Here is a 15,138-nt window from a genome sequence, read left to right as displayed (position 1 = left end):
GGTCCCCGGTTGTGACGGAGGGCCGCCGCACACACCGGAAGGGAAGGGCCGTGGTCGTGGAGTCGCCCGTCGCCGGAACCGCCACCTGTGCCGCGCAGCGCCGTACGACCCGCCCACGGGCCGACGCCCTGCGCAACCGGGAGCGGATCGTGGCGGCCGCGCGTGAGATGTTCGTCGAGTTCGGGCCGGACGTGCCGCTCGACGAGGTCGCGCGCAGAGCCGGAGTCGGCAACGCCACGCTCTACCGGAATTTCCCCGACCGGGCGGCTCTGATCCATGAAGTCGTCCTCGCCGTCACCTCCCGCACCACCGATCGGGCGGAGGAGGCCGGCGCGGCCGGGGCCGACCCCTTCGTCGCGCTCAGCCGCTTCGTGCACGCGGCGGCCGACGAGCGGATCGGGGCCCTGTGCCCGATGCTGTCCGGCGGCTTCGACAACGCCCACCCCGAACTGCTCAGCGAGCGCCGGCGCCTCGAAGAGGCCGTCGAAGGACTCGTGGAGCGCGCCATGTCCGCAGGGCGGCTGCGCGCCGACATCGCCGTCGGTGACGTACTCGTCGCCCTCTCCCAGCTCACCCGGCCCCTGCCCGGCACCGCCTGCCCGGACATGGACCGGTTCACCCACCGCCATCTGCAGCTCTTCCTGGACGGTCTGGAATCCCCGGCCCGCTCCGAACTGCCCGGCTCGGCAGCGACCCTGGAGGATCTGCGCAGCGGGTGCTGACGCCCGCGCACCGGAGAAACGACCCACAGACTCCCGGCCCACAGATTCCCGGCCCACACCGGCCCAGAAGCAGGACCGGCCCTGACACGCAGGTCCGGCCCTCGGTACCGCCCGCCCTTTTCCGTCGTCTTCCGCGCGTCCGTTCGTAACCGACTCGCCGATTCCGTAACTCTTCGTGTCCTTAGGTGGCTACTCCCATGTCGAAAACAGCCGGTACTCTTCCGGATCCCAATCGCTGGAAAGCGCTGAGTTTCATCGCCCTCGCCCAGCTGATGGTCGTGCTCGACGCGACCATCGTGAACATAGCCCTGCCCTCCGCCCAGACCGACCTGGGCATTTCCGAGGGAAACAAGCAGTGGGTCATCACCGCTTACGCCCTGGCGTTCGGCGGTCTCCTGCTCTTCGGCGGGCGCATCGCCGACCTCTGGGGCCGCAAGCGCACCTTCGTCGTGGGTCTGCTCGGTTTCGCCGCGGCCTCCGCGCTCGGCGGCGCGGCCCAGAACGAAGCGATGATGTTCGGCTCCCGTGCCCTGCAGGGTGTCTTCGGCGCACTGCTCGCGCCCGCGGCCCTCTCCCTGCTCGCCGTGATGTTCACGGACGCCAAGGAGCGTGCCAAGGCCTTCGGCATCTACGGGGCCATCGCCGGCGGCGGTGGCGCGGTCGGCCTGATCCTGGGCGGATTCCTGACCGAGTACCTGAACTGGCGCTGGACCTTCTTCGTCAACATCCCGTTCGCGGTCGTCGCCGCGGCCGGTGCCTACTTCGTCGTCCGCGAGCCGGCCGGCAGCCGCAACCGTTCGCCGCTCGACATCCCTGGCGTCGTCCTGTCCACCCTCGGCCTGGTCGCACTGGTCTACGGCTTCACCCGCGCCGAGTCGGCCGGCTGGTCGGACTCGCTGACCGTCGGCATGTTCGTCGCGGCCGCGGTGCTGCTGGCGGCCTTCGTGGCCACCGAGGCGCGTGTGAAGTCGCCGCTGCTGCCGCTGCGCGTCCTGACCGAGCGCAACCGTGGAGGGGTCTACCTCTCGCTGGGCCTCGCCATCATCGCGATGTTCGGGCTCTTCCTCTTCCTGACGTACTACCTGCAGGTGGTCAAGGGCTACACACCGGTCAAGACCGGCTTCGCCTTTCTGCCGATGATCGTGGGCATGATCACCGGGTCGACGCAGATCGGGACCCGACTGATGACCCGCGTCCCGCCGAGGCTGCTGATGGGACCCGGTTTCCTGGTGGCGGCCGTCGGCATGCTGCTGCTGACCCAACTGGACGTCAACACGTCCTACGCGGCCGTCATCCTGCCCGGCCAGCTGCTGCTGGGCCTGGGCATGGGTACGGCGTTCATGCCGGCCATGTCGCTGGCCACGCACGGCATCGAGCCGCGTGACGCGGGTGTGGCCTCCGCGATGGTGAACACCTCGCAGCAGGTCGGCGGCGCCATCGGCACGGCGCTGCTCAACACGATCGCCGCCGGCGCCACCACCGCGTACATCGCGGACCACGCCGCCGGTACGAGCGACCCGAAGCTGCTCCAGCTCCAGGCCATGGTGGCCGGCTTCTCCAGCGCCATCTGGTGGGCGGTCGGCATCCTGGTCGCCGCTTCGGCGATCGCGGTGGCCCTGATCAACACCGGGCGACCGGGAACGGGTGCGGTCGACGGCTCGGGGGAGCCGGCGGACGGGATCGAGGAAGAGTTCAAGATCCCGGTCGTCGCGCACTGACCGTGCCGGCCGTGCTCGCGCACTGACCGTGCCGGCCGTGCTCGCGCACCGACCGTGTGCGCGGACCGGCCGGGGGCGCCGGACCGGGTGCCTGGTCCGGAGCCGGGCCGGCCGGTGTGCCGCCTGACGGTGTCGGTGCCGGTCCCGGCCTGTCTGCCCTGGCTCCGCTCAGCGGAGCCAGGGCAGATCCGCGTCCGCGTCTTCCGGCTGCAGGCCGTTGGCGAGGACCTGCATGATCTCGCCGAGGCTCTGTATCTGCTGAGCACTGAGCCGGTCGAACATCGCCTGCCGTACGGCTTCGACGTGTCCTGGTGCTGACCGCGCCAGCATGTCGTAGCCCTCGTCGGTGAGGATCGCGTTCTGGCCGCGCTTGTCGGAGTGGCAGTCCTCGCGGCGTACCCAGCCGTTCTTCTCCAGCCGGGCGACGGCGTGCGAGAGGCGGGAACGAGTGATCTTGACGTCCTTGGCCAGCTCGGTCATGCGCTTCCGTCGCCGGGGGGCCTGGGAGAGGTTGACGAGCAGGCCGTAGTAGGTGTGCGGCATGCCCGCGTCGCGCTGCAGCTGGCGGTCGAGGTGGTCCTCCATGAGCGTGGTGGCGTGCAGATAGGCGAGCCACACGCTCTGCTCTTCGTCGGTGAGCCACCGGGGCCCGCCGGGGGATGCCGTGGTCATGTACTCCACTGTACGACCTTTTCTTGAAAGTTGAACTAGATAGAGCTAAGGCCTCCGGGAGTTGGAACTTGAAGATTCAAACACTTGAGCCCATAGAGCCGATCTGCCGAATCCCCGGTGCTTGCGCAGTTGCCTGTGCCCGGTACCTGTAGAGAACACACATACCTTGACCGGCAGAGGAATGGGAGTGTCATGGCAGTCACCGCGGAACGCATGCCCGCCCTTTACCTTCCCCCCGGTGCCCCGCCGCTCGCCGATGACCCCGTCTGGCCCGGCTGACTGGCCGACTGGCCGGCTGGCCGCCTGGTCGGCGGAGGCTGCCGCGCCCCGGGGCGATCCTGATGGTCTCCGCGCACCGGGAGGAGGCCCCGCTCGCCCTCGGCGCCACCGGGACCGTGCCGCTGGTCCGCGACTTCTGGGGATTCCCCCCGCACTACTGCCAGGTGCGGTGCGGCGCCGGAACCCCGGTGCGGGACATCCCCGGCCCCGGGCTCGGCCACGGGGCGTACGTACCGCTGGTCGAGATGTTCCCGGCTGCTGACATCCCCGTTCTCCAGCTCTCGATGCCGACGCTCGACCCGCAGAGGCTGATGGCTGTCGGGCGCAGGCTGACCCCGCTGCGTGACGCGGGTGTGCTGATCGTCGGCAGCGGTTTCTTCACGCACAACCTGGCGGCGCTGCGGCACACCGGTGGCGGCACCCCCGGCTGGTCGGCGGAGTTCGAGGACTGGGGGCACCGGGCGCTCCAGGCACAGGACATCGACTCACCGCTGGACTTCGGGCACGCTTCGCCGGCGGGCAGGCCCGCCCATCCCCGCACCGAGCACTTCGCGCCGCTGTTCGTCACGCTCGGAGCGGCCGAAGGGGATCTCGGCCGGGGGCGCGGTGTCATCGACGGCTTCCGGATGGGCCTGGCGAAGCGCTCGGTGCGGTCCGGCTGATCAACGCCTTCTCGTACCAGGACACGTCCCAGTACCGGCCGAACTTCCGGCCCACCTCCGTGTACGTACCGATGTGGCGGAAACCGAAGGCCTCGTGCAGTCGGACCGACGGCTCGTTCGGCTGCGCGATCCCGGCGTAGGCGCGGTGGATGTCCTCGTCGGCCAGTGCTTCGAACAGTGCCTTGTAGAGGAGGGTGCCGACGCCGCGGCCCGTGGCCCCGGGGGTGACGTAGGCGCTCACCTCCACCGAGGTGCTGTAAGCCGCCTTCGGGCGGTACGGGCTGCTCGTGGCATAGCCGAGGACATGCGGAGCGTCGTGCCGGGTATCCGGATCCAGAGCAACCAGCAGTCTGTGGGGGCCGTCCTCCGGATGGGAGCGCAGCCAGGGCAGACGCTCCTGAGGAGTGAAGGCAGTCGTGTCGAATGTGAGCGCGGTCTCGAGGACGTAATGGTTGTAGATGTCCGTGAGGGTCCGCAGGTCGGTTTCCATGCCCGGCCTGACCTGCACTTCTGTGGGTATGTGCGGCATCTGTCCTCCTCCGGGGGCGGACAGGGTACTGCATGATCGCGAAATTGAACGGGCATCGTGGGAATTCTGTCCGGATTCCAGACGTTGTTTCCATCGGATGCAGGGCACCCGGAAGGGTGTCGCGACCTACTCAGCAAGGGAGCACGCATGGCAACCCGTGCCGTCGCCCGTCGTTCGTCCGCCAGCACCGGCGGGACCGACCGGGCAAGCAGTGTTCGCGCCGTGGGCGGGGAGATCGCCGATCGCGACCTGGTCGGCATGTACCTGGACGAGATCGCTCGCACACCGCTGCTCGACGCCGCCAAGGAGGTCGAGCTCTCGCAGGACATCGAGGCGGGCGTCTACGCCCAGCAGATCCTCGCAGGCGAGGTCGAGAGCGATGCCGGCGGAGCGACGCGTGAGGAGCTCGAAGCGCTCGTCGCCCGGAGCGAGCGCGCCAAGGACGTATTCATCCGCTCCAACCTCCGTCTCGTCGTTGCCGTGGCCAGGCGCTACCCGAGGGCGGGCCTGCCCCTGCTCGATCTGATCCAGGAGGGGAACGCGGGCCTGGTGCGCGCGGTCGAGAAGTTCGACTACGCCAAGGGCTTCAAGTTCTCCACGTACGCCACGTGGTGGATCCGGCAGGCCATCACCCGTTCCATCGCCGATCAGTCCCGCACGATCCGGCTCCCCGTCCACCTCGTGGAGGAGCTCGGCAGGATCCGGCGCGTGCAGCGCGAATTCAACCGTGAGCACGGCCGCGACCCCGAGCACGCGGAGATCGCCGCCGAGCTCGACTCCAACGCCGAGCGCGTCGGCAACGTCCTGGACTGGGCCCGCGACCCGGTCAGCCTGAACATGTCCGTGGACGACGACGGCGACACGCAGTTCGGGGACCTGCTGGAGGACACCTCCGCCGTGTCTCCCGAGCAGTCGGTGATGACCCTGCTGCGCAGCGAGGAGCTCGAGGACCTGATCGGCAAGCTCGACCACCGCACCGCCTCCATCATCAAGATGCGTTACGGGATCGAGGACGGCCGGGAGCGGACCCTCACCGAGGTGGGCAAGCAGCACGGTCTGACACGGGAGCGGATCCGCCAGATCGAGAAGCACGCATTGCTCGAATTGAAGCGAATGGCTCACGACACGGGCTTTGACGCTGCGGCGTGAGCCGATAACCCGTAATCTCCCCATCAAGCCGGTTCGCACCGGCCCGACGACCGGTCTCCTTCCGGTCCCCTGAGCTGAGCCCCGGCGCCCACCCCCCCCGGCGCCGGGGCTCATCCATGTCAGCCCCGCCGCGTCGGCCCGGGTGACGCGGCGCGGTTCAGCCGGGCACCCAGGCCGCTGAGGTGCTCCACCAGGTGGGCCGGCCCGTGCACCTCGAACTCGCAGTCACAGAAGCTGGTGCCCCGCTTCGGCCGCAAGGTCCTGCAGGCGGGCGCGCTGCTGATGATCACCGGGCTGCCGCTCTGCGTCTGGGAGGCCGGGCGGTACGGGCTGGACATCAACCCCTGGCAGATGGCACTCCCGCTGGTGGCCATGGGCGTGGGCATGGGACTGATCGTGGCCCCGCTGACGGACGCGGTGCTCTCCGGAGTGCCGAAGGAGCACTCCGGACCGGCGTCAGGGCTGATCAACACCGTGCAGCAGATGGGTACGGCGCTGGGGCTCGGCCTCGTCCCGGTCGTCTTCTTCGGCTCGATCAGCGGCCGGCTGCCACGGGAGGCGAGGGGCGCGGCGTTCGTGGACGCGTTCCAGCAGTCGCTGTGGTGGGTGGCCGGGGTGCTCGCGGTGATCTTCCTCGTGATGTTCGCCCTGCCCGCCGGACCGCAGGTGCATCCGGAGGGCGGCGGGGACGGCACGGAACCCGTACAGGCTCAGGACGACGCGAGGGTGAAGGAGCCCGAGCTGACGAGCTGAAGCGGTGGCGAGGTGACGAGCTGACGCGACGGTGAGCGGGCCGCCGTGTCAGCAGATGCGGGTCCGGCTCTCCATGGCCAGGCGTGCGGTCTGCTCGTCGTCGTACACCTCGCACATGTGGCGGCCGTCGGGCGTCGCCGTGTGCTCGACCTCCCACAGGCTCGTCTCGCTGCCGTCCAGGAGGAGGAAGGCGTGCTCGTAGAGTGTGAAACCGGCGTCCCGTCCGTCGACGCGGCACTGGCGGCCGAAGACCTGGGTGATGTGGTGGGCGAAGGCCGCCCGGAGGAGCCCGGCGGTCCCGGCGCCGGGCCGGTCGCCGTTCTCCGCGCGGCGCAGGACGCGGCGGGCGTGGTCCGCCGAATTGTCCTGTGCGTACATGCGGGGCAGGGGAGCCGGGGGGACGCTCATGAGCAGGGCGAGCGCCTCCATGTCCTCCCGGAGGCTCTCGTCGCCGAGGGCGGGGGTGTCCCAGAAGCCGCCGGCGAGGCGAGCGGCGGCGATCTGCGCGTCGCCCTCGTCGTCGTACAGCTCGTGGCGGGGCGGGGCGGGGACGTCCCTGCCGCCGCCGTGCACCAGCTCCCACAGGGAGAGCGTGGTGCCGTCGGAGAGCAGGTAGGTGTGCCGGTAGGTCTCCCGGTGCAGCACGGAACTGTGGTGGGACGAGTGCAGGGCGCTGCTGTGCGCCAGCGCCGTCCCCAGTCGGTCGACCGTGGTGTCGGACAGGTCGAAGGAGTTGAGGGCGCATCGCAGGAGTCGCTCGAGGTGCTGCTCGGTTGTCTCGTACGGATCGCTCAAGGTGCTGTCTCCAGGCCGTCGCCGCGTGTTACCTGATGCGTGCATAACGTAGTCCCTGGGTCTGACATCGTGACCGGGGTTCGCGAAAAACGTACCGCGTACGCGGAAAGTTCCCCGCCTGTCCGGGAGGTCACGCCAGAGGTTCCCGGCCTTGTCGGGGCGCGCCGTAGAGCTCGCTGTACGACGGGAACGCGCCTCCCGGCCCGTCGACTCCCCGGGCCGCCCTGACGGCCTTCACGATGGCGCGGGCCAGGGCGTCCGCCCCCGCCGCCAGGATGGCGTCGAGTGCGGCCACGGGCTCCGGAGGCAGCGGCAGGGTGCCGGTGGAGAGCGCGAAGACGGTGTCTCCGTCGGTGAGGAGGTGGACCGGCCGGACGGCGCGCGCGAGCCCGTCGTGCGCCGTGCCTGCGAGCTTCTGCGCCTGGGCGCGGGTGAGGGCGGCGTCGGTGGCGACGACGGCGATCGTGGTGTTGAAGACGCCGCTCGTCCGCGGGCCCTTCCCTTCCGCTTCCGCCGTTTTTCCCCGCGTGCCCCGGATCTCCGCCAGCCGCCGGCGCGCGGCCTCGTGCACCGGGGGCGCGGGGTGCACGGGCGGCTCTCCCGAGCCGTACTCCCCGTACAGCACCCCCGTCCGAGGATCGACGACGGAGCCCGCCGCGTTGACGACGGCCAGGGCGGCGACCGTGGTGCCGGAGGCCAGGCGCACGCTGGCCGTACCGACGCCGCCCTTGATCTGCCCGGCCACCGCCCCCGTGCCGGCGCCCACCGTGCCCTCGGGGACCTGGGTACCCGGAGCCGAAGCGGCGGCGGCCCGCACGGCGGAGCGGCCGGTCGACGCGTCGGGGCGGGCCCGCCAGTCGCCGCCCCGGCCCAGATCGAAGAGGCAGGCCGCCGGCACCACCGGCACCACCTGGGAGGGGTCCGGTCCGACCGGGACACCACGCCCCTGCTCCTCGAGCCAGGCCATCACGCCGGAAGCGGCGTCGAGTCCGTACGCGCTGCCGCCGGTCAGGACGACCGCGTCGATCCGCTGCACCAGATTGCGCGGATCGAGGGCGTCCGTCTCCCTGGTGCCGGGGCCGCCCCCGCGCACGTCGACCGCCGCGACGGCCCCGCCCTCGGGAGCGAGGACGACGGTGGTCCCGCTCAGCGCGCCCTCGCCCGGCACCGCCGCATGCCCGACGCGGATCCCCGCCACGTCCGTCAGCGCGTCCAGCGGACCGGAAAGGGGTACGTCGTCGGGCATCGCAAGCTCTTCGGGCATCACAAGCTCCTCCGGGATGTGCGGCGTCGGGCATCGGCGCGGCGGCGGGCGCGAGCCGCCTTCCGGCGAACGTACATCCGCCGACGGCCGGGCCGGGAAGGAACGACGCGCTCACCCTTTCGATGCCCAAAACCGGTCTATACGCACGTTTCGGACCTACGGTGACGGGGTGACCGAGCCACCAGAAGCGCGCGCCGCAGCGGAGCGACCCGACCCCGGTGCGCATACCGATCCCCCCGGCGGTCCGGACCTCCGGAAACCGGCCCGGGGCTCCGCCGCCGTCGCGAAGGCCGTGGAAGCACTTCCGCGGTCGGTCAACGGCAGGGCGGCCCTGGCCGGTGCCGTCGTCTCCGCGCTGCTGATCCTCGCGATCGTGTTCGGCAGCCGGATGCTGCGCGACTTCGACTCCGCCCTCCTTCCGTACGCCGTGGCCAGCGTCTTCCTCGCCTTCGGCGTCGCCTACCGCTACACGGTCTGGGTCTCGGCCCCGGGCGCCCGGCGGCTCTTCAGGAACGGCTGGCGCAGCCTGTTCTCGAAGGAGAACTTCCGCAAGGCGCCCACCGCCCTGCCGAAGATGACCGCGACCTATCTGGGCTTCCAGAAATTCCTCGGCGCCCGCTCCCACACCCGCTGGGCGGCCCACCAGTTGATCTTCTGGGGCTGCATCCTCGCCGCACTGATCACCTTCCCGCTGACCTGGGGCTGGTTCACCTTCACCTCGGGCAGCGGCTCGGGGCCCGGCTACGAGATGCGCATGTGGGGCGTCAAGATCATCGGATTCGACTCCCTGAACATCGTCGGCTGGCTGATGTTCCACGGCCTGGACATCGCCGCGGTGCTGGTCATCCCCGGCGCGGGGTACTTCCTCTGGCGCAGGATGAAGGACCGCGGGGCCATCACCGGACAGCGCTTCGCCTACGACATGGTGCCGCTGCTCGCCCTGATCATCATCTCCGTGACCGGGCTGCTGCTCACCTTCTCCTCGATCTTCCTGCACGGCGGAGGCTACGAGTTCCTGGCGATCCTCCACATGGTGTCGGTGGTCTTCACCCTCATCTACATCCCGTTCGGGAAGTTCTTCCACATCGTGCAGCGTCCGGCAGCGGTCGGCATGCAGCTCTTCAAGTACACGTCGCGGCAGGGCGACGACGTCTTCGCCTGCCGTCGCTGCGAGGAGCCCATCGACACGGGGGCGTACGTCGAGAACCTGAGGGGCACCATGCGCGACCTCGACCTCGGCTTCGACCGATGGGCCGAGTACTGCCCGCGCTGCAAGCGGGTGCTGCGCGGCAACGCTTATCTCTCCCAGGTGAAGAAGGGCTACAAGTGACCGCAGATCCACGCGCAGCCGACCGTCGTACGGTGCTCCCCCTCGACCCCGTGATCGCACCGCCGGGCTCCCAGGGGTTCCGCGACGCGGGCGGGATCCCGGCCGACAAGTGGCACGCCGACCAGCACGGCGAAACGCTGGTCCCCACCCACTGCTGCTTCTGCGGCGTCCAGTGCGGCATGTACCTGCGCGTGGACCGGCACGGCAAGGTCTTCGGCGTGGAACCCCGCAACCACGACATCAACCGCATGCGGCTCTGCCCCAAAGGCATCCACGCCTACCAGCAGGTCAACCACCCCGACCGGCTCACCGCGCCCCTCATGCGCCGCTCCCGCGACGAGGAGCTGCGCGAGGTCTCCTGGGACGAGGCACTCGACTTCACGGTCTCCGAGATCAAGCGCATCCAGCGGGAGCACGGGAACGACGCTTTCGGGGTGCTCGGCGGGGCCAGCCTCTTCACCGAGAAGTCCTATCTGGTCGGCAAGTTCGCCCGGGTGGCGATCAAGACCCGGCACGTCGACTACAACGGCCGGCTCTGCATGGTCAGTGCCGCGGGCGCCAACAAGCTCGCCTTCAACATCGACAGGGCCGGCAACCCCTTCTCCGACATCCTGCTGACCGACTGCCTGCTGCTCGCCGGCGCCAACGTCGGCGAGTGTTTCCCGGTGCTGACCCAGTACGTCTGGGGGGCCCGGGACCGCGGCGCCACCCTGATCGTGGTCGACCCACGCGAGACGGCGGTCGCACGCACCGCCGACATCCACGTCGCGCTCAAGTCGGGCACCGACTCCGCCTTCTTCAACGCCGTGCTGAACGTCGTCATCGAGGAGGGTCTCACCGACGAGGCTTACCTCGCGGCCCACGCCGCCGGCTGGGAGGAGGTCAAGGCCAACGTCGCCCACTACCCCCCGTCCCGCGCCGCCGAGATCTGCGGGATCCCCGCGGAGCAGGTCGTCCAGGTGGCCCGCGCCTTCGCACGGGCGCCGAAGGCCATGGCCTTTCACGCCAGGGGCATCGAGCACCACACCCAGGGCGTCGAGAACTGCCTCTCCGTGATCAACCTGTGCACCGCCACCGGGCACCTCGGCAAGCCGGGCGCCGGTTACGGCACCCTCACCGGTCAGGGGAACGGCCAGGGAGGCCGTGAGCACGGCCAGAAATCGGACCTCCTTCCCGGCGGGCGTTCGATCCTCAACGAGGAGCACCGCCGGCAGATCTGCGAAATCTGGGGCATCGAGGAATCCGAACTGCCGGGCGCGGGCACGTCCATGATGGAAATGGTCTGGCAGATGCAGCGCCAGGAGATCCGGGGCCTGATCGGCATCTGCAACAACCCCTTCGTCTCCCTCCCCAACTACGCCGTGGTCAAGGAGGGGTACGACACCACCGAATTCCACGCCCAGTTCGACTTCTTCCTCTCCGAGACCGCCGCCAACGCACACGTCGTCTTCCCTGTGACCGTCTGGGCCGAGGACGAGGGCGTGATGGCCAACGCCGAAGCCCGCGTGGTCAAGCACAACAAGGCGCAGGAACCGCCCGTCGGTGTGCGGACCGACACCTGGGTGATGTGCGAGCTCGCCCGCCGCCTCGGTGCCGGCGACAAATTCGCCTTCGAGCGCACCCGCGACGTCTTCGACGAGCTGCGCAGGGCCTCCGCGGGCACCGTCATCGACTATTCCGGCATCACCTACGAACGGCTGGAGGAGACCGGCGGGATCTCCTGGCCCTGCCCGTCGACCGAGCACCCCGGCACCCCCCGGTTGTTCGAGGACGGTACGACCTACCACGCCGACGGCAAGATCCACATGCAGGTCGTCGAGTGGCACCCCCCGGCGGACCCCTACGACGCCCAGTACCCGATGACGCTGACCACCGGACGCACCGTCGCCCACTTCCTCTCCGGCAACCAGACGCGCCGGCTGGGCGGCCTCGTCGAGCAGACCCCGCGGCCCTGGGCCGAGGTCCACCCCTCCCACGGCTTCCGCAACGGCGAACCCGTCCGTGTCGTCACCCGGCGCGGCAGCGAGGTGTTCCCCGCACTGGTGACCGAGGCGATCCGGCCCGACACGGTGTTCATCCCCTATCACTGGCCCGTCCCCACAGCGGCCAACGCACTCACCATCGACGCCCTCGACCCCCGCTCCAAGATCCCCGAGTACAAGGTCTGCGCCTGCCGCATCGAGCATGCCGGAACGATCGACGAGGTCCCCGCGCCTCCGGTCGCGCCCGGTCATGTCGCCTACCCCGAGACCCAGGTCTCCCGTACCGACCCGCTGCCACCCACGGCCCCGCAGGGCCGCGGCACCTCGGAGAGGAGCTGATGCCCGGATGATGGGCAGAACGATGTTCATCGACCCGGGGCGCTGCATCGGCTGTCAGGCCTGTGTCTCCGCCTGCCGGGAATGCGACTCCCACCGTGGCAAATCGATGATCCACCTCGACTACACGGACGAGGGCTCCTCCGTCGCCTCCCTTCCCACGGTCTGCATGCACTGCGAGGACCCGGTGGCCCCCTGCGCCGAGGTCTGCCCGGCCGACGCGATCCTGGTCACCGCCGACGGCGTGGTGCAACAGGCCGACACCACCCGCTGCATCGGCTGCGCCAACTGCGTCAACGCCTGCCCCTTCGGGGTTCCGAAGATCGATCTGGAGGCGAAGCTGCAGCTGAAGTGCAACCTCTGCTACGACCGCACCGCCTACGGGCTGGCCCCCATGTGCGCCACCGTCTGCCCGACCGGGGCCCTCTACTACGGCACCATCGAGGAGCTCCAGGCGGAACGCCCCGGGGTGCAGGTCGCCGACACCTTCGTCTTCGGTGAGAGCGAGGTCCGCACCGGCGTGGCCATGGTCGTGCCCGCGGAGCGGGTCCAGTGGCCGGTGCCCGGCGGTCTTCCCGTCGTGGAGATCAACGGGAAGGACGTCCGTCGATGAGCGTCACCGAACAGCAGCAGCCGGGTCCCGAACACGGCTCGGGAGGCGACCCCCGCGAGGCACTGCACGACAGGATCGCCGCCGACACGCTGACCACCCGGCGCGACTACCTCCGGATCGTGGCCACCGTCTCCGGCGGCCTCGCCGTGGGCGGGCTGGCCGTGGCGGGCGGCATCCTCCACCGGCACGGGGAGACGGAGGACGGGAAGGCACCGGCCCCGAAGCGGATCGCCGCGCAGCTGCTGCCCGGTGAATCCCTCGCTTTCCGCTACCCGGGCGACGAGGACCGGGCGGTCGCCGTGAGGATGGACGACGGCACTCTCGTCGGCTACTCCGCCGTCTGTACGCACCTGGCCTGCGCCGTGCTCTGGCGCAAGGAGCGCGGTACGGAGGGCGAGCTGTACTGCCCCTGCCATGAAGGAGTCTTCGACGCCCGCACCGGTGAGGTCACGGCCGGACCTCCGCCCCGCGGGCTGCCCAAGGTGGCCCTGACCGAGCTGGAGGACGGCAGCATCTGGGCCGTGGGCACCACCCGCTCCGGCGAGAGCGTCGAGGAGGGGCTGTGCCGTCAGCTCGGTGAGGACCGCCCTGACCTCGCCGCCCGGATCGGCTGCCCCGGTACCGGAGGCGGCGCCGAGGCGCCATCCGCGCCCGCCGCGTCCGACGCCGCGTCCCCGGGGAGGCAGCCATGACCGAGCCCCTGGACCCGGTCGAGCCGCCCCGGCCCTCCAGGCCTCAGGGCTCGGCCTATCCCGAATACCACCCGGGCAGCGCGCGTGCCGAGCTGAACCGGCCCGTCCATGAGCGCTACCCCCAGATTCGGCCCACCAGCGGCTATGCCGATCCGAGGGTGCGTCACACCGGCCCGGGCCCCGGGGCTGGTACGGAACAGGAGCCCGAGCGATCCGCGAAGCTGACGGCCCGGCTGGTGCTGGCGATGAGCGTCGTCATCGGACAGCTGTGGGCTCTGACGGAGGTCGTCAACGTGTGGATGGAGGGTGACACGGGCACCGCCTGGTGGGGCGCCGGATTTCTGTGCCTGTCGTTCCTCGTCGTGCTGGGGCTGTGGCTGCTCGACCCGCAGGACCGCTGAGCTCGGCCGTACCCTGGAGGCATGAGCGCCGCCCCCGCCCCCGCCCCTGGCCCACGAGAGCCGAAGCCGCAGCAGGAGTCCAGGCCCGTGCCGCCGGCTCTGATCTTCGACGATCCGCTGGACCGGCAGTCCTCGGACGACACGGACCAGGGGTGGGGCGAGCGGGCTCCGGCAGGCGGCGGCGCGGCCGACCTGGCGCGCTTCCTCGACGAGAAGCCGCCCCACCACATCTGACGCCGGCGGCCGACGACGGTTCCGGCTGACCACGCCTGGCCCCCCCTGGACGAGGCGTGTGTCCCGGATCTCCTTCAGCACCTCCAGCTCGCTCACCTCCAGCGGAAGGGTGAGCTGACGCGATACCCGTCCTATTCGGCATGGGACACCGCCACCGCGAGCCGCCCCGAAGCGCCGGCACCTGCCAGGACAGCCGCGGTGTCCCGCTCCACGGACAGGACCACCAGCGCGCCGCCGCCCACGCCCGCCCCTCCGCGGGCCTCCAGGAACGACGCCTCCCCGCCGGGGGACGATGCCTCCTCGTCCGGGGACGACGCCTCCCCGCCACCCCCACCGCGCGGGATCTCCGCCACTCGCACGTCGCGTGCCACCACCCTGGCCTCCGCGTCCCCGTCGATCGCGGCGGCGATCACATCGACCCGGTCGCCGGGCCGCAGCAGCCCGACCGTCGCCGCGTCGGCGATCCGCACCGGGGCGGACACCAGCCGTACGGCCCGCCGCTCAGACCCCGGTGGCGCACCCCCGGAGAGGGCGGTCGCCCCTCTCTCACCGCCCGGCCCCGAAGCGGCGAGCACGGCGGAGGCCAGTGCGAAGCCGGCGGCCAGCGCCCGGCGGCGGCCGCGGAGCGCCCGCCGTAGTCGTCGCGCACCGCCGCCCCGCACGCGCAGAGGCCCGAAGGACGGGACGCCGCAGGGCGCGGGAGGCGCGGGATGCGTATCGGGGACCGAAGGGGACATGGCCAACACCACCTGCCGTGAGGGGAGTCCTGCGGGATGTCCGCAGGACTCGCCTCACGATCCACCCTCCGCGGAAATCCCGCTCGGCCCTGTGGACAGCGCACACGATGTGGATAACTCGGTCATCCGTTCGAGCGAACTCACGGTCCTGTGTGTGCTCGCCGCCCCGTGCCTGCGCCTCCGTCCCCTTCGAGTTCGAGCGCGGCCCACCACCTCCGCACGAGTCGGCAGCCCACAGGACACGAACCGGCCGTGCCGCGAACCGGCCGT

14 protein-coding genes and 2 pseudogenes are annotated in these 15,138 nt (G+C 70.6%); 11 read left to right on the top strand and 5 right to left on the bottom strand.

Translation table 11 applies throughout. From position 1 onward, the window contains the following. The first annotated feature begins 56 nt into the window (after positions 1-56). Complete coding sequence (locus tag VN520_RS05980; RefSeq protein WP_325745802.1) at positions 57-722, top strand: TetR/AcrR family transcriptional regulator; 666 nt, start codon at positions 57-59, stop codon at positions 720-722. Between the two features lie 197 nt (positions 723-919). Beyond that, the gene (locus tag VN520_RS05975) at positions 920-2,440 is read left to right on the top strand and encodes an MFS transporter (protein WP_325745789.1); all 1,521 of its coding nucleotides are present in this window, start codon (positions 920-922) and stop codon (positions 2,438-2,440) included. Between the two features lie 168 nt (positions 2,441-2,608). On the opposite strand, the gene VN520_RS05970 is transcribed toward VN520_RS05975, so the two are convergent. Beyond that, positions 2,609-3,121, bottom strand: coding sequence for a MarR family winged helix-turn-helix transcriptional regulator (locus VN520_RS05970; RefSeq protein ID WP_325745788.1), 513 nt, complete (start codon positions 3,119-3,121; stop codon positions 2,609-2,611). A 183-nt stretch (positions 3,122-3,304) separates the two neighbouring features. Between VN520_RS05970 and VN520_RS05965 the strand changes: the two are divergent. Then, positions 3,305-4,053 (top strand): annotated as a pseudogene (locus VN520_RS05965) (DODA-type extradiol aromatic ring-opening family dioxygenase). On the opposite strand, the gene VN520_RS05960 reads toward VN520_RS05965, so the two are convergent. After that, a complete protein-coding gene (locus tag VN520_RS05960) occupies positions 4,001-4,582 on the bottom strand; it encodes a GNAT family N-acetyltransferase (RefSeq protein WP_325745787.1) in 582 nt (193 codons plus the stop codon). The pseudogene VN520_RS05965 and the gene VN520_RS05960 sit on opposite strands and share 53 nt — an antisense overlap. Before the next feature lie 147 nt (positions 4,583-4,729). Between VN520_RS05960 and VN520_RS05955 the strand changes: the two genes are divergently transcribed. Then, on the top strand, positions 4,730-5,731 hold the full coding sequence (locus tag VN520_RS05955) for a sigma-70 family RNA polymerase sigma factor (RefSeq protein ID WP_325745786.1): 1,002 nt from the start codon (positions 4,730-4,732) through the stop codon (positions 5,729-5,731). 228 nt (positions 5,732-5,959) lie between these two features. Further along, positions 5,960-6,484, top strand: a pseudogene (locus VN520_RS05950) (MFS transporter); the annotation flags it as partial. A gap of 48 nt (positions 6,485-6,532) precedes the next feature. On the opposite strand, the gene VN520_RS05945 reads toward VN520_RS05950, so the two are convergent. Beyond that, positions 6,533-7,279 (bottom strand): DUF6227 family protein, encoded by a 747-nt coding sequence (locus tag VN520_RS05945; protein WP_325745785.1) that lies wholly within the window; start codon positions 7,277-7,279, stop codon positions 6,533-6,535. Positions 7,280-7,409: 130 nt separating this feature from the next. Beyond that, on the bottom strand, positions 7,410-8,543 hold the full coding sequence (locus tag VN520_RS05940) for a P1 family peptidase (protein WP_414719774.1): 1,134 nt from the start codon (positions 8,541-8,543) through the stop codon (positions 7,410-7,412). Between the two features lie 169 nt (positions 8,544-8,712). Here VN520_RS05940 and VN520_RS05935 point away from each other — a divergent pair, with 169 nt between their 5' ends. The 6 genes from VN520_RS05935 to VN520_RS05910 are packed head-to-tail and all read left to right on the top strand — an operon-like array spanning position 8,713 to position 14,131. Beyond that, positions 8,713-9,873 (top strand): MFS transporter, encoded by a 1,161-nt coding sequence (locus tag VN520_RS05935; protein WP_325745784.1) that lies wholly within the window; start codon positions 8,713-8,715, stop codon positions 9,871-9,873. Then, a complete protein-coding gene (locus tag VN520_RS05930; RefSeq protein WP_325745783.1) occupies positions 9,870-12,194 on the top strand; it encodes a molybdopterin oxidoreductase family protein in 2,325 nt (774 codons plus the stop codon). The genes VN520_RS05935 and VN520_RS05930 overlap by 4 nt, the downstream gene beginning before the upstream one ends. 7 nt (positions 12,195-12,201) lie before the next feature. Continuing rightward, on the top strand, positions 12,202-12,804 hold the full coding sequence (locus tag VN520_RS05925) for a 4Fe-4S dicluster domain-containing protein (protein ID WP_325745782.1): 603 nt from the start codon (positions 12,202-12,204) through the stop codon (positions 12,802-12,804). Further along, positions 12,801-13,496, top strand: a complete 696-nt coding sequence (locus tag VN520_RS05920) for a Rieske (2Fe-2S) protein (protein WP_325745781.1) — start codon at positions 12,801-12,803, stop codon at positions 13,494-13,496. The genes VN520_RS05925 and VN520_RS05920 overlap by 4 nt, the downstream gene beginning before the upstream one ends. Next, a complete protein-coding gene (locus VN520_RS05915) occupies positions 13,493-13,897 on the top strand; it encodes a hypothetical protein (protein WP_325745780.1) in 405 nt (134 codons plus the stop codon). Before VN520_RS05920 ends, VN520_RS05915 begins: the two co-directional genes overlap by 4 nt. 21 nt (positions 13,898-13,918) lie before the next feature. Further along, positions 13,919-14,131: a hypothetical protein gene (locus VN520_RS05910; protein WP_325745779.1), complete on the top strand. Its 213-nt coding sequence runs from the start codon at positions 13,919-13,921 to the stop codon at positions 14,129-14,131. A gap of 131 nt (positions 14,132-14,262) precedes the next feature. On the opposite strand, the gene VN520_RS05905 is transcribed toward VN520_RS05910, so the two are convergent. Further along, positions 14,263-14,868 carry an RcpC/CpaB family pilus assembly protein gene (locus VN520_RS05905; RefSeq protein WP_325745778.1) on the bottom strand — a complete coding sequence of 202 codons (606 nt, stop codon included), beginning with the start codon at positions 14,866-14,868 and terminating at the stop codon, positions 14,263-14,265. Between the last annotated feature and the right edge of the window lie 270 nt (positions 14,869-15,138).

It is taken from the genome of Streptomyces sp. (assembly GCF_035563135.1).
Classification (GTDB): Bacteria; Actinomycetota; Actinomycetes; order Streptomycetales; family Streptomycetaceae; genus Streptomyces.
This window is presented reverse-complemented; position numbering and strand designations above follow the sequence as displayed.